This is a genomic window from Pseudomonas sp. AC463 (assembly GCF_979253585.1).
On record NZ_CEEDDZ010000033.1, the window covers coordinates 15,872 to 34,093 of the forward strand.

Consider the following 18,222-nt stretch of genomic DNA (forward strand, 5'->3'; position numbering starts at 1 on the left):
CCTCCCACATTTTGACCCCAGTGTTCTGAAAGTTTTTCACATAAAAAAAGGCCACCCGAAGGTGGCCTTTCAAAACTAAAGAAAGAGAGTTGTTACTTACACCGCCGCAACGGGACGCATGTAAGAGATCGGTGCGGTGCTGGCATCTTCGAAGGTCACGACTTCCCAAGCGTCTGTCTGCTCAATCAACTTGCGCAGCAGCTGGTTGTTAAGGGCGTGGCCCGACTTGAAGCCTTTGAACTCGCCTATCAGGCTATTGCCCAGCAGGTAGAGGTCACCGATTGCATCGAGGATCTTGTGCTTCACGAATTCGTCTTCATAGCGAAGGCCGTCTTCGTTCAGTACACCATCCGCGTCGACCACGATGGCGTTTTCAACGCTGCCGCCGAGTGCGAGGTTGTGCTTGCGCAGGTACTCGATGTCACTCATGAAACCAAAGGTACGGGCGCGGCTGACTTCTTTTACGAACGAAGTGCTGGAAAAATCCACGCTTGCACTTTGGGTGCGGTCACGGAATACCGGGTGATCGAAATCGATCTCAAAGCTCACTTTAAAGCCTTCGAACGGGACGAAGGTGGCGCGCTTGTCGCCGTCTTCTACTGTCACTTCCCGCAGAATGCGAATGAACTTCTTGGCTGCGTCCTGTTCTTCCAGGCCGGCAGATTGAATCAAGAATACGAAGGGTCCAGCGCTGCCATCCATGATAGGGACTTCGGACGCGGAGAGCTCGACGTAGGCGTTATCGATGCCCAGGCCAGCCATGGCCGAGAGCAAGTGCTCCACCGTGTCCACTTTGACGTCACCGTTGACCAATGTGGTCGACATGGTGGTTTCGCCAACGTTTTCCGCGCGAGCAGGAATCTGCACCACAGGGTCCAGGTCGGCACGCACAAACACGATGCCGGTGTCGACAGGTGCAGGCTTGAGGGTCAGGTATACCTTCTCCCCGGAGTGCAGACCTACACCTGTGGCACGAATAATATTCTTCAGAGTGCGTTGTTTAATCATGGCTTGGACCGCTTCAGCGCAAATTGCGAACTGGTATCAACAAAGGCTGGCGATAATAGCAGACCAGACCTTTGCTGAACACCAATCACCTTCATAGCCCTGATACATTCCATTAATCGGCCTGACGACGCAGGAATGCCGGGATGTCCAGGTAGTCCAGGTCATCTTGCGGATTCGGGCTACGGGACGCCGCAGCACCGGCCTGGGCCTGGTTGCGCATCACGGTCGGACGATCCAGGTCACGGTAGTTCACCGACGGCAGTTCCTGGCGCGAAGGCGCTGGAGCTGCAGCCGACTGGCTGGCGTGGCTGGCCTGGCTGTTATGCAGGGTGTTGTCGATAACCTTCACAGGCTTCTCGATTTTTGCGCCCAGGCCGGTAGCAACCACGGTCACGTGCAGTTCGTCGCGCATGTCCGGATCGATAACGGTACCGACTTTGACCATGGCGTGCTCGGAAGCGAAGGCTTCGATGATGCTACCCACGTCGGAGTACTCGCCCAGGGACAGGTCAGGACCGGCGGTGATGTTCACCAGGATGCCGCGTGCGCCTTGCAGGTTCACGTCTTCGAGCAACGGGTTGCGGATGGCCGCTTCGGTGGCTTCACGTGCACGGTTCGGACCGCTGGCGCAGCCAGTGCCCATCATCGCCATGCCCATTTCGCTCATCACGGTACGTACGTCGGCAAAGTCGACGTTGATCATGCCTGGGCGCTTGATGATGTCGGAGATACCGCGAACGGCACCGGCCAGCACATCGTCAGCCTTGGCGAACGCGGACAGCAGGCTTGCGTCCTTGCCCAGGATGGTCAGCAGTTTCTCGTTGGGGATGGTGATCAACGAGTCGACGCTTTCAGACAGCAGACGGATGCCTTCGTCAGCGATCTGCATGCGCTTGCGGCCTTCGAACGGGAACGGACGCGTTACGACAGCAACGGTCAGGATCCCCATTTCCTTGGCTACTTCGGCAATGATCGGGGCTGCACCGGTACCGGTACCGCCGCCCATGCCGGTGGTGATGAACACCATGTTGGTGCCTTGCAGCACTTCGGCAATACGCTCGCGGTCTTCCAGCGCGGCTTGACGGCCGACTTCCGGGTTGGCGCCAGCGCCGAGGCCCTTGGTCACGGCTGTGCCCAATTGCAGGATGGTCCGCGCGCCGATGCTTTTCAGCGCCTGGGCATCAGTGTTGGCGCAGATGAATTCAACGCCTTCAATGTTGCTCTTGACCATATGGTTGACAGCGTTGCCGCCGCCACCACCAACACCAATCACTTTGATGACCGGGCTGGCGGGGATGTTGTCTACGAGTTCGAACATGTTCCCTCTCCTTTCGTTATCTCTAGTTTTTTCGCCTACTGCTTGAAACGGTGTTGCGGTAAATCTTTAGAAATTGCCTTTTACCCAAGCCTGCAGCCGCTCGAACAACGGCGCCTTGGCCTCGTCGTCGCTGCGGTAGCTGTCACGGTTGCTCGGGCCCGACAGGGAAATGCCGTCGGTCTGCTTCTGCAGCCCGTACAACAGCAAGCCCACACCGGTGGAATAAATCGGGTTGCGCACTACATCGCCCAGGCCTTTGACGCCATGGGGCACGCCCAGGCGCACCGGCATGTGGAAGATTTCCTCGGCCAGTTCGACCGCGCCTTCCATCTTCGAGGTGCCGCCGGTCAGCACGATGCCGGCCGGGATCAGGTCTTCGTAGCCGCTGCGGCGTAGTTCAGCCTGGATCAGGGTGAAAAGCTCGTCGTAGCGAGGCTCGACCACTTCGGCCAAGGCCTGGCGCGACAGCTCGCGCGGTGGACGATCGCCCACGCTCGGCACCTTGATGGTCTCGCCGGCACCGGCCAGCTTGGCCAGGGCGCAGGCGTAGCGAATCTTGATTTCTTCGGCGTACTGGGTCGGTGTACGCAGCGCCATGGCGATGTCGTTGGTGACCTGGTCGCCGGCAATCGGGATCACGGCGGTGTGACGGATCGCACCTTCGGTGAAGATCGCGATGTCGGTGGTGCCGCCGCCGATGTCGACCAGGCACACGCCCAGTTCTTTCTCGTCGTCGGTCAGTACCGAATACGCGGATGCAAGCTGCTCGAGAATGATGTCGTCGATTTCCAGGCCGCAGCGGCGCACGCATTTTTCAATGTTCTGTGCGGCGTTGACGGCGCAGGTCACCACGTGGACCTTGGCTTCCAGGCGTACGCCCGACATGCCCAGCGGCTCACGCACGCCTTCCTGGTTATCGATCACGTAGTCCTGCGGCAGGGTGTGCAGCACGCGCTGGTCAGCCGGGATCGCCACGGCCTGGGCGGCGTCGAGAACGCGCTCAAGGTCGGCCGAGCTGACTTCACGGTCGCGGATCGCCACGATGCCGTGAGAGTTCAGGCTGCGGATATGGTTGCCCGCCACGCCAACGAACGCCGAGTGGATCCGGCAACCGGCCATCAGCTGCGCTTCTTCGATGGCGCGCTGGATCGATTGCACGGTGGACTCGATGTTCACCACCACGCCCTTCTTCAGGCCCCGGGACGGATGCGTGCCAATACCGACGATTTCGATCGTGCCGTCTTCCCCGACCTCGCCTACCAGCGCCACCACCTTGGAGGTGCCGATATCGAGACCGACGATCATTTTGCCGCTTTGCACGTTAGCCATGGGTCCTGCCTCTTCTTAATTCTTCGCGACAGCGGGTTGCGCTGCCGTGGGCGCAGCCGGTTCACGCCAGCCGACGGCAAGGCCGTTGGCGTAACGCAGGTCGACGCTCGCAATGTTCGTAATCTGTTCTTTCAAGGTCTTGTCATAGATGGCAATAAAGCGGCGCATCTTTTCCACCAAGCGGTCGCGTCCAAGCAACAACTGGATGCCCGGGCCGGAACTGCCTGCCCCGGTCGTCAAAAACCAGCTGCCCCGTTCACGCAGTTCCAGGCGTGCAATGGAGAAGCCCAGTGGCCGCAGCATCTGGCTCAAGGCCTGGTACTGCTGCATCACTTGCTGCTGCGCCCGCTGCGGCCCGAACAGCTGCGGCAGGTGCTCATAGTTGGCCAGCTCACGCGGGGTGAACGCCTGGCCCTGGTTGTTCAACAGCGCTTCGTCGCCCCAACGGGCCACGGGCAGTTGCTCTTCCAGGCGGATCGTCACCTGGTCCGGCCATACACGCCGGACTTCGGCGTGGGCGATCCACGGCATCTGCTCCAGCTCCGAGCGCATGCCGGCCAGGTCGATGGTGAAGAAGCTCGCGGCCAGGTACGGGCCAATGCGCTGCTGCACCGCTTGCTGGCTGATGTAGCTCAAGTCGCCCTGCACGCTGATCTTGGTGATCGGCCGGTCGGCATACGGCAACAGACGCTGGGCGCCTTCATACGTACCGAAACCCAGCACCACCAGCAGCACCGGCCAGAACAGCGCTTTGATAAAACCAAAGTTGGCTTTCGGCAGGCGCGCCGACATCGGCTCTTTAGCCACCATGCGGCTGGCACCCCGTGGCACCGGCTTGCGGCCGGGTGCTGGGGGTTGCTGATGACGAAGCGATGCGCCGTTCATGTGCTTAGCCTCTTGGCTCAATGCTTGCCGCCAGAATCGCCAGCACCAACTGCTGGAAATCCAGACCGGCGGCACGGGCTGCCATAGGTACCAGGCTGTGGTCGGTCATGCCCGGTGCAGTGTTGACTTCCAGGAACCAGAAATTCCCCTGGTCATCCTGCATCACGTCTGCCCGTGCCCAACCGGCGATACCCAGCGCCTCACAGGCTTTCGCCGTGAGGTCCATCAATTCGTGTTCCTTGGCTGCGTCGAGGCCGCACGGGATCCGGTACTGGGTATCGGAAGCCACGTACTTGGCGTCGTAGTCGTAAAAGGTGTGGGGCGTGCCCAATGCGATAGGCGGCAAAACCTGGCCACGCAGGGTGGCGATGGTGTACTCGGGACCCTGGATCCACTGTTCCACCAACACTTGCGAATCGTAGGTACTTGCCGCTTTCCATGCGTCGATCAATTCGGCGGCCGAGTTCACTTTAGCCATGCCGATACTGGAGCCTTCATGGGCAGGTTTGACGATCAAAGGCAGGCCCAGTTCCTTGGCTGCAGAAATACAATCGTCTTCGCTGCACAGCACGCTGTGACGCGGGGTTGGAATGCCCAGGCTGTGCCACACCTGCTTGGTGCGCAGCTTGTCCATCGCCAGCGCGGAAGCCAGGATGCCGCTGCCGGTATAAGGGATGCCGGCGCATTCCAGCAGGCCTTGCATGCTGCCGTCTTCACCGCCACGGCCGTGGAGGATGATGAAGGCGCGGTCGATTTTTTCGGCCTGCAGGCGGGCGAGGAAATCATCGCCCACGTCGATGCCGAACGCGTTCACGCCGGCGCTTTGCAGGGCTTCGAGCACGGCATTGCCGGACTTGAGCGACACTTCGCGCTCAGCGCTCTTGCCGCCGAACAACACCGCCACGCGGCCGAAGTCGGCGGGTGCAATTGTGGAAATCAGGAAGGCGTAGTCAGTGATCATTTCGACTTCCCCTTGGCCGCAGCAAAGAGCGGGCTCGCCAGCAACTTGGGCGCGAGGCCACCGATGTCACCGGCGCCCTGGCACAGCAGGATGTCACCGGCGCGCAGCAGCGGCTTGACGATCGGCGCCAGGTCCACACCACGCTCGATGTAGATCGGGTCCAACTGGCCACGCTGACGGATGCTGTTGCACAGCTTGCGGCTGTCGGCGCCCGGGATCGGTTCTTCCCCGGCCGGGTAGACCTCCATCAGCAACAGCACGTTGGCATCGGCCAATACATTGACGAAATCGTCGTACAAATCGCGGGTGCGGCTGTAGCGGTGCGGCTGGTAAACCATCACCAGGCGGCGCTCCGGCCAGCCACCGCGCACGGCCTTGATCACGGCTGCGACTTCGGTGGGGTGGTGACCGTAGTCGTCCACCAGCATCACGTCACCGCCTTCGACCGGCAGTTGGCCGTAGACCTGGAAGCGACGGCCCACACCGGCAAAGCGCGACAGGCCCTCGACGATGGCTTCATCGCTGACGCCTTCGTCGGAAGCGATGCAGATGGTCGCCAGGGAATTCAAGACGTTGTGGTTGCCCGGCATATTTACCGACACATCCAGCGGCTCGCGGTCAGGGCGCAGCACGGTGAAGAAGGTTTGCATGCCTTCCTGGCGCACATTGATCGCGCGCACGTCGGCGTCTTCGCTGAAGCCGTAGGTCACGGTCGGGCGTTTGACTTGTGGCAGGATCTCACGCACCACCGGGTCGTCCAGGCACACCACGGCCAAACCGTAGAACGGCAGGTTGTGCAGGAACTCGACGAAGGTTTTCTTCAACTTGTTGAAGTCACCGTCGTAGGTCGCCATGTGGTCTTCGTCGATGTTGGTGACGACGGCGACCAGCGGTTGCAGGTGCAGGAAGCTCGCGTCACTTTCATCGGCTTCGGCGATCAGGTAGCGGCTGGTGCCGAGCTGGGCATTGGTGCCGGCTGCATTCAGACGGCCACCGATGACGAACGTCGGGTCCAGGCCACCGGCGGCGAACACCGAGGCGATCAGGCTGGTGGTGGTGGTTTTGCCGTGGGTACCGGCAACGGCGATGCCGTGGCGATAACGCATCAGCTCGGCGAGCATTTCGGCGCGCGGCACCACGGGAATGCGGCGTTCAAGGGCAGTGGCCACTTCCGGGTTGGAGGTGTTCACGGCGCTGGAGACCACGAGTACATCAGCCTCGGCGGCGTTCTCGGCGCGGTGGCCGATGAAAATCTGCGCGCCAAAAGACTTGAGGCGATCAGTGACCGGCGACTCTTTCAAGTCCGAGCCGGACACCTGGTAGCCCAGGTTCAGCAACACTTCAGCAATCCCGCACATGCCCACGCCGCCAATACCGACGAAGTGGATACGGCGGATGCGGCGCATCTCGGGTTGCGGCATGGCTTTCTGATTCTCAACCATGGGCCACCTCCAGGCAGATATCGACCACGGTGCGGGTTGCGTCAGGTTTGGCCAGGCGGCTTGCGGTGCTCGCCATGCTGTTGAGTCGTTCCGGTTGCATCAAAACCTCGGTCAGGCGTGCGGCCAAATCGGCGGCGCCAGTCGTTCTTTGCGGCAGCAGGAAGGCAGCGCCCTCCCCGGCCAAATATTCGGCGTTGCGGGTCTGGTGATCGTCGATCGCATGGGGCAAAGGCACCAGCAAGGACGGCAGACCGGCGGCGGCCAGTTCACTGACGGTCAGCGCACCAGCGCGACAGACCACCAGGTCGGCCCAGCCATAGGCATGGGCCATGTCTTTGATGAAGGGCTGCACATTGGCTGCCACACCGGCTTCGCGGTAACGCGTGGCGGTGATTTCATCGTGGTTCTTGCCGGCCTGATGGAAGATCTCCGGGCGCAATTCCTCGGGGAGTTGCGCCACCGCTTCCGGCAGCAATTTGTTCAACGGCTCTGCGCCCAGGCTTCCGCCCAGGATCAGCAGATGCGCCTTGCGCCCGGCCAGGGGCTGGCGCGCGATGTCCATAAACAGCTCGGTGCGCACCGGGTTGCCGGTGGTGCGGCGTTTGTCCGAGGCGGCAAACGTATTCGGGAAGGCTTCACACACGCGCGCTGCCAACGGCACCAGCAAGCGGTTCGCGGTGCCGGCGACGGCGTTCTGTTCGTGCACGATCACCGGCACGCCGGCGAGCCTGGCCGCAACGCCACCGGGGCCGGTCACATAACCGCCAAAGCCGAGCACACACACCGGCTGCAATTCACGGATGACCTTGCGCGCCTGCCATACCGCCTTGAGCAACACGAACGGCGCCTTGAGCAGGGACAACTTGCCCTTGCCACGCAGGCCGGTGACGTTGATCAGGTGCAGCGGCAAGCCGGCATTCGGCACCAACTCGTTTTCAATGCCACGCGGCGTGCCTAACCAGTGCACGGTGTAGCCACGGTTCTGGAATTCGCGGGCGCAAGCCAGGGCCGGGAACACGTGGCCCCCGGTGCCGCCGGCCATGATCAGCACGTTAGCGCCCATGGGTCGGCTCCTCGGCGAAGTCGCTTTCGCTGAACTCCATCTCTTCGCTGCCCAGGTGGGTTCGACTCTCCCACTCGATGCGCAGCAACAAGCCCAGGCAGGCGCAGCAAATCACCAACGAGCTGCCGCCGTAACTGAGGAACGGCAAGGTCAGGCCCTTGGTCGGCAGCAGGCCGACGTTCACACCGATGTTGATCAGGAACTGGCCGATCCACAGGAACGACAAGCCGTACGCCACATACGCGGCGAAATACTGTTTGGCCTTTTCGGCCCACATGCCGATGTACATGCCGCGTACACACACAAACACGAACAGCGCGACGGTGCACAGCGAACCAACCACGCCGAGTTCTTCGGCAAGTACCGAGAACACGAAGTCGGTGTGCGCTTCCGGCAGGTAGAACTGCTTCTGCACGCTGTTGCCCAGGCCCACGCCCAGCCACTCGCCGCGACCGAAGGCGATCAACGCCTGGGTCAACTGGTAGCCGGAACCGAACTGGTCGGACCAGGGGTCGGTGAAGGTGATCAAACGCGCCATCCGGTAGGGTTGCGCCTGCACCAGGATGGTCACGGCGGCGACCGCCAGCCCGACCATCAAGGCAAAGCGGAACAGGCCTACGCCGCCGAGGAACAGCATCGCGGCAGCGGCACCCATCATCACCACGGTGGCACCGAAGTCGGGCTCCATCAGCAACAGGCCGGCCATGGGCAGCAGCACGATGAACGGCTTGAAAAAACCCATCCAGCTTTCGCGCACTTCTTTCTGACGTCGTACCAGGTAGCCCGCGAGGTAGATCACCACGAACACCTTGGCGATTTCCGACGGCTGCACGTTGAACGCGCCGAAGCCGATCCAGCGCATCGAACCGTTCACCTCGCGGCCGATGCCGGGCAGGATCACCATGATCAGCAAACCGAACGCACCGATCAGCATCAGCCAACCCAGGCGTTGCCAGGTGGCGATGGGGATCATCATGGTGACGATGCACGCGCCGAGGCCGATCACCAGGTACACCAGGTGGCGGATCATCATGTACAGGGTATTGCCCGACTGCACGGCGGCCACTTCGGACGACGCCGAGGTGATCATCACCAGGCCCAGGCCCAGCAGCGCGAGGCAACCGGCGAGCATCGGGAAATCCAGGTCGATACCGCGCCCGGTGATGATCGGCGACGGGTACGGCTTGATGATGTTTCTGAGATTGAGGTTCATGCCAAGCCCTCCACGGCGCGGGCGAACAACTGGCCGCGCTCTTCGTAGTTCTTGAACATGTCGAAACTGGCGCAGGCCGGCGACAGCAGCACCGCATCGCCGGGCTGGGCCAGGGCCTTGCACTGGGCGATCGCATCGTCCAGGGAGGTGGCACGCACTTGCGGCACGGCGTCGCCGAGGGCGGCGGCGATCAGGTCGGCGTCTCGGCCCATCAACACCACGGCGCGGCAATGGGCCGCCACCGGGCCTTTAAGGTCCTTGAAGTCGGCGCCCTTGCCGTCGCCACCGGCGATCAGTACCAGCTTGCCGTCGATATCGGCGCCCAGGCCTTCGATGGCGGCCAATGCGGCGCCCACGTTGGTGGCCTTGGAATCGTTGTAATAGCTCACGCCCTCGAGGTCGCGCACCCATTGGCAGCGATGCTCAAGGCCGCCGAAGGTGCGCAGGCTCGACAGCATGGCGTCGAATGGCAGGCCCACGGCATGCCCCAGCGCCAAGGCCGCAAGGGCGTTGGATTGGTTATGCGCGCCACGGATTTTCAGCTCGCGCACCGGCATCAGGTTCTGGAATTCGAAGGCCAGGTATTTCTCGCCGTTCTCTTCGCGAATACCAAACGCTTTGAAATCCGGCTTGCCCAGACCGAAGGTCCAGCACGGCATGCCCTCGCCCATCAGTGGACGGCTCAGGGCGTCCTGGCGGTTGACTACAAATTGCTTGGCGCCACGGAAGATCCGGTGCTTGGCCAGGTGATAGGCCGGCAGGCCGCTGTAGCGGTCCATGTGGTCTTCACTCACGTTCAACACGGTGGCCACTTCGGCGCCGAGGTCGTGGGTGGTTTCCAGCTGGAAGCTCGACAGTTCCATCACGTACAGCTCGACGTCGTCGCTGAGCAGATCCAGCGCCGGCGTGCCGAGGTTGCCGCCCACGGCCACGCGCTTGCCGGCCGCAACCGCCATCTCGCCGACCAGGGTGGTCACGGTGCTTTTCGCATTGGAACCACTGATGGCCACAATCGGCGCCTTCGCGTTACGCGCGAACAGGTCGATATCGCCCGACAGCTTCACGCCACGCGCCGCCGCCGCTTGCAGGGCCGGTGTCGCCAGGGCCAGGCCGGGGCTCACGTAGAGCTCATCGGCGCGGCACAGAAACTCGACATCCAACTCGCCACAACGCACTTCCACGTGCGGGTAGTCACGGCGCAGCGTGACCAGCTCCGGTGGATTTTCCCGCGTGTCGGCCACGGCAAACGGCTTGCCCCGGTTCGCAAGGAAGCGAACCAGGGACATGCCGCTCTTGCCGAGGCCGACAACGATGCGGAAGTGGTCTGAAGCGATCAGGGACACTCGTTTCTACCTCAGTTTCAGGGTGGCAAGGCCGACCAGTACCAGAATCACGGTGATGATCCAGAAACGGACGATCACACGCGGCTCGGGCCAGCCCTTGAGTTCAAAGTGGTGGTGAATCGGCGCCATGCGAAACACGCGGCGCCCGGTCAATTTGAAGGAAGCCACCTGGATGACCACCGACAGGGTTTCCATCACGAACACACCGCCCATGATGAACAGCACGATTTCCTGGCGAACGATCACCGCGATGGTGCCCAGGGCTGCGCCCAGCGCCAGGGCGCCGACGTCGCCCATGAAGACTTGCGCGGGGTAAGTGTTGAACCACAGGAACCCCAGGCCGGCACCGATCAGCGCGCCGCAGAACACAATCAACTCACCCGCGCCCGGTACATAGGGGATCAGCAGGTATTCGGCGAATTTCACGTTACCCGACAGGTAGCAGAAGATGCCGAGCGCGCCGCCCACCATCACCGTCGGCATGATCGCCAGGCCGTCGAGGCCGTCGGTGAGGTTCACCGCGTTGCTCGAGCCGACGATCACGAAGTAGGTCAGCACCACGAAGCCGACGCCCAGTGGAATGCTGGCGTCCTTGAGCATCGGGATGATCAAGGTGGTTTCGACTGCGCTTGGCGCGGTCATGAACAGGAAAATCGCCGCGCCGAGGCCGAACACCGACTGCCAGAAATATTTCCAGCGGCTTGGCAAGCCCTTGGAGTTTTTCTCGATCACCTTGCGGTAATCATCGACCCAGCCAATGGCGCCGAACAACAGGGTGACCAGCAGCACGGTCCACACGTAGCGGTTGTGCAGGTCGGCCCACAGCAAGGTGCTGATGCCGATGGACGACAGGATCAGCGCGCCGCCCATGGTCGGAGTGCCGGACTTGGACAGGTGCGACTGCGGGCCGTCATTACGAACCGATTGACCAATTTGCAGGTTCTGCAGGGTGCGGATCATCCACGGCCCTAAAAACAGCGACAGAGACAGCGCGGTCAGCACACCCAGGATCCCGCGCAGGGTCAGGTACTGAAAGACCGCGAAGCCTTTGTGGAACTGTTGCAGATACTCAGCCAGCAGCAGCAGCATTAATGTTTCTCCGTACTTGAGCCACACAAGGCCGCGACGACGTTTTCCATCACCGCGCTGCGCGATCCCTTGATCAAAATGGTTGTGTGTTTGTCGTGTTCAGCTGCCGTCAGCGCCTGGATAAGCTCGGCCTGGGTGGCGAAGTGCTGCGCACCTGGGCCGAACGCCGCGACGGCGTGAGCCATGTTGGTTCCAACGGCGTAGAGGGCGTCGACCTTGCCGGCCGCATAGGCGCCGACTTCGCGATGGCCTTGCTCGGCCCAGTCGCCCAATTCGCCGATATCGCCCAACACCAGCACCTTGCGCCCGGCAAAACCTTTGAGCAGGTCGACGGCGGCATTGATAGAAGACGGGTTGGCGTTGTAGGTGTCATCGATCACGCGCATGCCATTGGTCGCCAGTTGCGCGACCGTGCGGCCCTTGACCGGCTGCACCGCGCCAAGCCCGGTGGCGATACCGAACAGCGACACGCCCAGGGCGTATGCAGCAGCGGCAGCGGCCAAGGCGTTGGCGACGTTATGGTTGCCCAGCAGGTTCAACTGCACGTGCTCACTGCCTTGCGGGGTGTGCAAGGTAAAGGACGGGCAACCACGGGCATCCACCGTGATGTCGGAGGCGTGAAAATCAGCCGCCGCATTCAGCACGGCAAACGTCAGCACCTTGCGCCCGGCAGCGCGTACACGCCAGGTCTCGAAGGCTTTGTCGTCGAGGTTCAATACCGCCGTGCCCGACGCATCGAGACCTTCAAGGATTTCGCCCTTGGCTTCGACGATTTTTTCCGGGCCACCGAACTCGCCGACATGGGCGGTACCGGCATTGTTGATGATTGCCACGTGGGGCTTGGTCAGCGCCACGGTGTAGGCGATTTCGCCGATGCGCGAGGCACCCAGCTCGATCACGGCCGCCGTGTGTTCCGGGGCCAGTTCGAGCAGAGTCAGCGGTGCCCCGAAATCATTGTTCAGGTTGCCACGAGTGGCCAGCACCGGCCCGCGCGTGCGCAGGACGCCGGCGAGCAGTTCCTTGACTGTGGTTTTGCCGCTGGAGCCGGTGATGGCTGCAACCGGCTTGTCAAAGGCAGCACGGTTCAGCGCGCCCAGTTGGCCGAGGGCCAGGCGGGTGTCGGCGACCAGCAGCTGCGGCAAGGTGGAGTCCGCCACTTCGCGCTGCACCAGGGCACCCACGGCGCCTTTGGCGGCGACGTCATTAAGGTAGTCGTGGCCGTCGAAACGCGGCCCGGCCAGCGCCACAAACAATTGGCCCGGCTTGATGTTGCGGCTGTCGATACTCACGCCATCGAAGCTGCAATCGCCCGACAGTACGCGGGCCGACAGCGCCTGGGTCAGTTCGCTGAACTTCATCGCTTTAAGCATGAGCGACCTCCCAGGCAGTCAGGGCGTGATCGGCCTCGACCAGATCGGAGAACGCATGGCGTTCGCCGTTGATTTCCTGGTAGTCCTCGTGGCCCTTGCCGGCCAGTACCACCACGTCGTCGGCGCTGGCGCTGGCGATCAGTTGGGCAATGGCAGCGCCGCGACCCGCCACAAACGTGACCTTGGACGCGTCTTTGAAGCCGACGCGGATGTCGTCGAAAATCTGGCTCGGCGCTTCGCTGCGCGGGTTGTCGTCGGTGACGAGCACGCCATCGGCCAGACGCTCGACGATCTCGGCCATCAGCGGGCGCTTACCGCGATCGCGATCACCGCCACAGCCAAACAGGCACAGCAACTTGCCCTTGGCGTGCGGGCGCAGGGCTTCGAGGACTTTTTCCAGGGCGTCCGGCGTGTGGGCGTAGTCGACCACTACCAGCGGCTGTGTGCCTCCACCCAGGCGCTGCATGCGCCCGGCCGGGCCTTCGAGCTTGGGCAGCACACGCAGGATTTCGTCGAGGGCGTAATCCAGGCCGAGCAAAGCGCCAATGGCGGCCAGCAGGTTGCTCAGGTTGAAACGCCCCAGCAAGGTGCTGCGCAAATGGTGTTCGCCCTGGGGCGTAACCAGCGTGGCGCGCACGCCTTCGTCGTTGAACTGGGCTTCGCGGCAATACAGGTAGGCGCTGGAATCTTTGAGGCTGTAGGTAATCAGGCGCGCTTCGCTGTCTTCGGCAGCCAGCTGGCGACCGAACTCATCGTCGAGGTTCACCACCCGGCATTTCAGGTCATTCCAGGCAAACAGCTTGGCCTTGGCGGCGGCGTACGCCTCCATGGTGCCGTGGTAGTCGAGGTGGTCGCGGGACAGGTTGGTCATCACCGCCACATCGAACGCCAGCGCGGTCACGCGGCCCTGGTCCAGGCCGTGGGACGACACTTCCATGGCAACCGCCTTGGCACCGGCCTTTTTCAGGTCGGCCAGGGTCGCTTGCACGGCGATGGGGTTCGGCGTGGTGTGCAGGCCGCTTTCCAGCGCGCCATAAAAACCGGTGCCCAGGGTGCCGACAATGCCGCAATGCTGGCCCAGCAGGTCAAGGGCCTGGGCGACCAGTTGGGTCACGCTGGTCTTGCCGTTGGTGCCGGTAACGCCCACCAGGTTGAGGTGGCGGCTCGGGTCGCCATAGAAGCGCCCGGCGATGTCTGACAGTTGCTTGGCCAAACCCTTGACCGGAATCATCGGCACATCGGTGATCGGCAGCACGGTGGCGCCTTCCACTTCATAGGCCACAGCCGCCGCACCGCGTTGCAGGGCGTCGGCGATGTGTGCACGACCGTCGTACTTGCCGCCCGGTACCGCGAGGAACAGGTCGCCGGCGCGTACATTGCGGCTGTCCAGGCTCAACTCGCGAATCAGCAGATCGCGGCCGGCGTGGGCGAAAATCTTGTTCAGGCTAAGAGACATCAGCCGCGCCCTCCATTGGCTTTGACAGCAGCGGCCGGTGGGCCGGCATTCGCTTGTTGGGTCGGCGGCAGGTTGTCCGGCGTGATGTTCATCAGGCGCAGGGTGCCGGACATCACTTTGCTGAACACCGGCGCCGATACCAGGCCACCGAAGTAGCCCGCTTTACTCGGTTCATCGATCACTACGACGATGGCGTAGCGTGGGTCGCTCATTGGACCGAAACCGGCGAACAGCGAGCGATAGGAATTTTCCGCATAACCCTTGGTGCCGACCGACGTCTTACGGGCGGTACCCGACTTGCCCGCCACGTGATACGCCGGCACCTGGGCGCGGAACACACCGCGCGGCGCTTCGATCACTTGTTGCAGCATGCCTTGCATGGTCTTGGCGACGTTTTCCGGGATCACCTGGGTCGCTTTCGGTGCCTCGTCGACGTGGATCAGGCTCAACGGAACCATGCGCCCGTTATTGGCCAATACAGAGAAAGCATGGGCCAGCTGGATCGCGGTCACCGACAGGCCGTAGCCGTAGGAAAGCGTGGCGGTCTCGGCTTTTTTCCAGTCGCGATAGTTCGGCAAATTGCCCACGCGCTCGCCTGGGAAATCGAGGCCGGTGGGTTGGCCCAGGCCGATTTTTTGCGCAAGGTGGTAGATGGTTTCGCCGCCGATATCGAAGGCGACCTTACTCATGCCCACGTTACTGGAGTTGATCAGGATACCTGTCAGATCCAGCACCGGGCCTTCGGTGCGGGATACGTCACGAATGGTGTATTTGCCCAACTGCAAGGTGCCCGGGTAGACCTCGACCTTGTCGCTGGGCTTCCAGCGCCCGGTTTCCAGGGCGGCACTCATGGAGATGGCTTTCATGGTCGAACCCGGCTCGAACACGTCGATCATCGCGCGGTTGCGCATCATCGCCGGTTGCAGGTTGCGACGGTTGTTCGGGTTGTAGGTCGGCTGGTTGACCATGGCGAGGATCTCGCCGGTCTTCACGTCCATGATCACCAGGCTGCCAGCCTTGGCGCCGTTCTCGATGATCGCGTTGCGCAGCTCGCGGTTGGCCAGGTACTGCAGGCGCAGGTCAATCGACAACGCCAAGGGCTTACCGGCCTTGGCGTTTTTGGTGACCTGGACATCCTTGATCAACCTGCCGCGCCGATCCTTGATGACTTGTCGTTTGCCGGGAACCCCGGCCAGCCATTCGTCGTAGGCCAGTTCCACACCTTCACGGCCGTGGTCATCGATGTCGGTAAAGCCGACCATGTGCGCGGTGGTTTCACCGGCCGGGTAGAAACGGCGGAACTCCTCGATGCCGTAGACACCGGGGACTTTAAGGTCGAGCACTTGCTGGCCTTGTTCAGGCGTGAGGCCGCGAACCAGGTAGATGAATTCTTTGTTGGCCTGGGCTTCCAGACGTTCGGACAGAGCCTTAGGGTCCTGACCAAGGGCAGCGGCGAGTGCCGGCCACTTGTCCTTGGCCACCTGCAGTTCCTTGGCATTGGCCCACAGGGTGGTCACCGGGGTGCTCACGGCCAGAGGCTCGCCGTTACGGTCGGTGATCAGGCCGCGGTGCGCAGGAATCGGAATATGTCGCAGGCTACGGGCATTGCCCTCGCCGATCAGGAAGTCGCGGTCGACCACCTGCAGGTCGACAATGCGCCAGGCGATCGCACCCACCATCAGTGCCAGCAAGCCGAGCACCAGGCGGAAACGCCATGGGTAAAGTGCGCCTTCGAGTTTCATCATGGCGCCACCATGCGGACTTCGGCCGCGCCAGGGATGTGCATTTTCAGCTGTTCGGTGGCCAGCACTTCGATACGGCTGTGGGCCGTCCAGGTGCTTTGCTCCAGGATCAGCCGACCCCATTCCGCCTGCGCCTTATCGCGCACGCTCAATTCCCCGTACAGGGTATTGAGTAGCTGGCGGTTCCAGTGGGCGCTGTAAGACACCGCAATCGCGGACACCAGCACGCCGACAAACAGCAGCAACATAAAGAAGCTGCCGCCCGGCAGGGGCTTGGCGAAAAGCTTGCTCACCGCAACTTCTCCGCGACGCGCATGACGGCGCTACGGGAACGTGGGTTGGCCTTGAGTTCGGCTTCGGAAGCGAACTGCGCTTTGCCATGGATTTTGATTTTCGGCACAAAGGCTTCGAAACGCACCGGCAGGTTGCGCGGCAGGTTGTCGGACTCACCCTTGACCAGACGACGCATGAACAGTTTGACGATGCGGTCTTCCAGGGAGTGGAAGCTGATCACCACCAGGCGACCGCCGACTTCCAGCGCCTCGAGGGCAGCCTCAAGGCCGGCCTCCAGGTCGCCCAATTCGTTGTTGACGTGAATACGCAGGCCCTGGAATGCACGGGTCGCCGGGTTCTTGCCTTTTTCCCACGCAGGGTTGGCGACCTTGAGCACTTCGGCGAGGTCGGCGGTGCGTTCGAACGGCTGGATCTCGCGGCGCTCGACCACGGCACGGGCCATGCGGCCGGCGAAGCGTTCTTCACCGTATTCCTTGAATACGCGGGTGATTTCTTCGTGCGGCGCGGTGGCGATGAACTCGGCAGCGCTGATGCCCCGGGTCGGGTCCATGCGCATGTCGAGGGGACCGTCGTTCATGAAACTGAAGCCACGCTCAGGGTCGTCAAGCTGCGGCGAAGACACGCCAAGGTCGAGCAAAACCCCGGCCACCTTGCCTGCCATGCCGCGCTCGGCCACTTCGGCGCCCAGCTCGGCAAAGCTGCGCTGCACAACGACAAAGCGGCCGTCTTCGGCCGCTAGCGCTTGCCCGGTGGCAATCGCTTGAGGGTCTTTGTCGAACCCGAGGAGCTTACCGTCGGACCCGAGCTGGCTGAGTATCAACCGGCTATGCCCGCCCCTGCCGAAGGTGCCATCCAAATAGCAGCCATCCGCGCGTACGGCGAGAGCCTCAACGGCTTCGTCAAGCAGTACGGTGATGTGGTTAAAGCCGCTATCAATAGTCACAGGATCAAATCACGCAGTTCATCAGGCATAGCGCCCGGTTGTTGAATAGCAGCCAGGTCAGCTGCAGAAACAGCATCCCAGGCATCTTCGTCCCACAATTGGAACTTGTTCAGTTGGCCGACCAGCATTGCGCGCTTATCGAGCTTGGCGTACTCGCGCAAACGCGGGGGCACCAGGAAACGACCACTGCCATCGAGCTCGAGGTCGACGGCATTGCCGATCAGCAAACGCTGGAGACGGCGGTTCTCTTCACGCAATGAAGGCAGCGCGCGCAACTTGGTTTCAATCAACTCCCACTCGTCGAGGGGGTAAACACACAAACAAGGGTCAACGGCATCAATGGTGATGATTAACTGCCCGGAACTTCGCGAAATGAGCTCGTCACGATACCGGCTCGGCATGGCGAGACGGCCTTTTGCATCGAGACTGATAGCGTTAGCTCCGCGAAACACAGATGCGTTTCTCCAAATTTTAGCGTTTTACGTTCAAAAAACCCACTTTGTGCCACTTTCCGCCACTTGCGCACACTATAGGAATGCGCCCACCACACCGTCAAGGCGCGGATTCAAGGAAAAGCCTTACAGAACGGAGATTTAGGAGCGTAAACGGAGGAGAAACCAGAGTTCGGCGATGTTTTTGGCCCAGCAAGCGCAAATAGCTCAAAGAGCTATGGCTTAAAGTTAAAGTGATTTATTAAGAGTAAGATTTTTTTGGTATTACGAAGATGCATCTGCCAATGATTCGGCAGGGAGGGATTCTTGCGTTA

Annotated in this window: 16 protein-coding genes; all 16 read right to left on the reverse strand. The window is 61.9% G+C overall.

Features of this window, described 5'->3' with window-relative positions; translation table 11 throughout:
* Positions 1-96: 96 nt before the first annotated feature.
* A complete protein-coding gene (gene lpxC, locus AC0IYH_RS27955; protein ID WP_003171886.1) occupies positions 97-1,008 on the reverse strand; it encodes a UDP-3-O-acyl-N-acetylglucosamine deacetylase in 912 nt (303 codons plus the stop codon).
* A 112-nt stretch (positions 1,009-1,120) separates the two neighbouring features.
* On the reverse strand, positions 1,121-2,326 hold the full coding sequence (gene ftsZ, locus AC0IYH_RS27960; protein ID WP_012722300.1) for a cell division protein FtsZ: 1,206 nt from the start codon (positions 2,324-2,326) through the stop codon (positions 1,121-1,123).
* Positions 2,327-2,392: 66 nt separating this feature from the next.
* The gene (gene ftsA, locus AC0IYH_RS27965) at positions 2,393-3,655 is read right to left on the reverse strand and encodes a cell division protein FtsA (protein ID WP_025855584.1); all 1,263 of its coding nucleotides are present in this window, start codon (positions 3,653-3,655) and stop codon (positions 2,393-2,395) included.
* Between the two features lie 15 nt (positions 3,656-3,670).
* Entirely contained in the window at positions 3,671-4,540 is an 870-nt protein-coding gene (locus AC0IYH_RS27970; protein WP_116629050.1) for a cell division protein FtsQ/DivIB, read from the reverse strand.
* A 4-nt stretch (positions 4,541-4,544) separates the two neighbouring features.
* A complete protein-coding gene (locus tag AC0IYH_RS27975; RefSeq protein ID WP_471837263.1) occupies positions 4,545-5,501 on the reverse strand; it encodes a D-alanine--D-alanine ligase in 957 nt (318 codons plus the stop codon).
* Complete coding sequence (murC, locus tag AC0IYH_RS27980) at positions 5,498-6,943, reverse strand: UDP-N-acetylmuramate--L-alanine ligase (RefSeq protein WP_116629052.1); 1,446 nt, start codon at positions 6,941-6,943, stop codon at positions 5,498-5,500. The genes AC0IYH_RS27975 and murC overlap by 4 nt, the downstream gene beginning before the upstream one ends.
* Positions 6,936-8,006 (reverse strand): undecaprenyldiphospho-muramoylpentapeptide beta-N-acetylglucosaminyltransferase, encoded by a 1,071-nt coding sequence (gene murG / locus AC0IYH_RS27985; RefSeq protein WP_122773718.1) that lies wholly within the window; start codon positions 8,004-8,006, stop codon positions 6,936-6,938. Before murG ends, murC begins: the two co-directional genes overlap by 8 nt.
* Complete coding sequence (gene ftsW, locus AC0IYH_RS27990) at positions 7,996-9,219, reverse strand: putative lipid II flippase FtsW (protein WP_116629054.1); 1,224 nt, start codon at positions 9,217-9,219, stop codon at positions 7,996-7,998. Before ftsW ends, murG begins: the two co-directional genes overlap by 11 nt.
* On the reverse strand, positions 9,216-10,562 hold the full coding sequence (gene murD, locus AC0IYH_RS27995) for a UDP-N-acetylmuramoyl-L-alanine--D-glutamate ligase (RefSeq protein WP_471837265.1): 1,347 nt from the start codon (positions 10,560-10,562) through the stop codon (positions 9,216-9,218). Before murD ends, ftsW begins: the two co-directional genes overlap by 4 nt.
* A 6-nt stretch (positions 10,563-10,568) precedes the next feature.
* The gene (mraY, locus tag AC0IYH_RS28000) at positions 10,569-11,651 is read right to left on the reverse strand and encodes a phospho-N-acetylmuramoyl-pentapeptide-transferase (RefSeq protein WP_017738698.1); all 1,083 of its coding nucleotides are present in this window, start codon (positions 11,649-11,651) and stop codon (positions 10,569-10,571) included.
* On the reverse strand, positions 11,651-13,021 hold the full coding sequence (locus tag AC0IYH_RS28005) for a UDP-N-acetylmuramoyl-tripeptide--D-alanyl-D-alanine ligase (RefSeq protein ID WP_471837267.1): 1,371 nt from the start codon (positions 13,019-13,021) through the stop codon (positions 11,651-11,653). Before AC0IYH_RS28005 ends, mraY begins: the two co-directional genes overlap by 1 nt.
* Positions 13,014-14,477 (reverse strand): UDP-N-acetylmuramoyl-L-alanyl-D-glutamate--2,6-diaminopimelate ligase, encoded by a 1,464-nt coding sequence (locus tag AC0IYH_RS28010; protein ID WP_471837268.1) that lies wholly within the window; start codon positions 14,475-14,477, stop codon positions 13,014-13,016. Before AC0IYH_RS28010 ends, AC0IYH_RS28005 begins: the two co-directional genes overlap by 8 nt.
* Entirely contained in the window at positions 14,477-16,219 is a 1,743-nt protein-coding gene (locus AC0IYH_RS28015; RefSeq protein WP_163821439.1) for a peptidoglycan D,D-transpeptidase FtsI family protein, read from the reverse strand. Before AC0IYH_RS28015 ends, AC0IYH_RS28010 begins: the two co-directional genes overlap by 1 nt.
* A complete protein-coding gene (gene ftsL, locus AC0IYH_RS28020) occupies positions 16,219-16,512 on the reverse strand; it encodes a cell division protein FtsL (RefSeq protein ID WP_003188663.1) in 294 nt (97 codons plus the stop codon). Before ftsL ends, AC0IYH_RS28015 begins: the two co-directional genes overlap by 1 nt.
* Entirely contained in the window at positions 16,509-17,456 is a 948-nt protein-coding gene (gene rsmH, locus AC0IYH_RS28025; protein WP_016974952.1) for a 16S rRNA (cytosine(1402)-N(4))-methyltransferase RsmH, read from the reverse strand. Before rsmH ends, ftsL begins: the two co-directional genes overlap by 4 nt.
* Positions 17,453-17,908, reverse strand: coding sequence for a division/cell wall cluster transcriptional repressor MraZ (gene mraZ, locus AC0IYH_RS28030; RefSeq protein WP_003171868.1), 456 nt, complete (start codon positions 17,906-17,908; stop codon positions 17,453-17,455). The genes rsmH and mraZ overlap by 4 nt, the downstream gene beginning before the upstream one ends.
* Positions 17,909-18,222: the final 314 nt, after the last annotated feature.

Bases quoted from the DNA above. Each gene is read 5' to 3' on its own strand.
- ftsA (WP_025855584.1), bottom strand. From the start codon at position 3,655: ATGGCTAACGTGCAAAGCGGCAAAATGATCGTCGGTCTCGATATCGGC.
- AC0IYH_RS27970 (WP_116629050.1), bottom strand. From the start codon at position 4,540: ATGAACGGCGCATCGCTTCGTCATCAGCAACCCCCAGCACCCGGCCGC.
- murG (WP_122773718.1), bottom strand. From the start codon at position 8,006: ATGGGCGCTAACGTGCTGATCATGGCCGGCGGCACCGGGGGCCACGTG.
- AC0IYH_RS28005 (WP_471837267.1), bottom strand. From the start codon at position 13,021: ATGCTTAAAGCGATGAAGTTCAGCGAACTGACCCAGGCGCTGTCGGCC.
- AC0IYH_RS28010 (WP_471837268.1), bottom strand. From the start codon at position 14,477: ATGTCTCTTAGCCTGAACAAGATTTTCGCCCACGCCGGCCGCGATCTG.
- mraY (WP_017738698.1), bottom strand. From the start codon at position 11,651: ATGCTGCTGCTGCTGGCTGAGTATCTGCAACAGTTCCACAAAGGCTTC.
- AC0IYH_RS28015 (WP_163821439.1), bottom strand. From the start codon at position 16,219: ATGAAACTCGAAGGCGCACTTTACCCATGGCGTTTCCGCCTGGTGCTC.
- ftsW (WP_116629054.1), bottom strand. From the start codon at position 9,219: ATGAACCTCAATCTCAGAAACATCATCAAGCCGTACCCGTCGCCGATC.
- lpxC (WP_003171886.1), bottom strand. From the start codon at position 1,008: ATGATTAAACAACGCACTCTGAAGAATATTATTCGTGCCACAGGTGTA.
- murC (WP_116629052.1), bottom strand. From the start codon at position 6,943: ATGGTTGAGAATCAGAAAGCCATGCCGCAACCCGAGATGCGCCGCATC.
- AC0IYH_RS27975 (WP_471837263.1), bottom strand. From the start codon at position 5,501: ATGATCACTGACTACGCCTTCCTGATTTCCACAATTGCACCCGCCGAC.
- ftsZ (WP_012722300.1), bottom strand. From the start codon at position 2,326: ATGTTCGAACTCGTAGACAACATCCCCGCCAGCCCGGTCATCAAAGTG.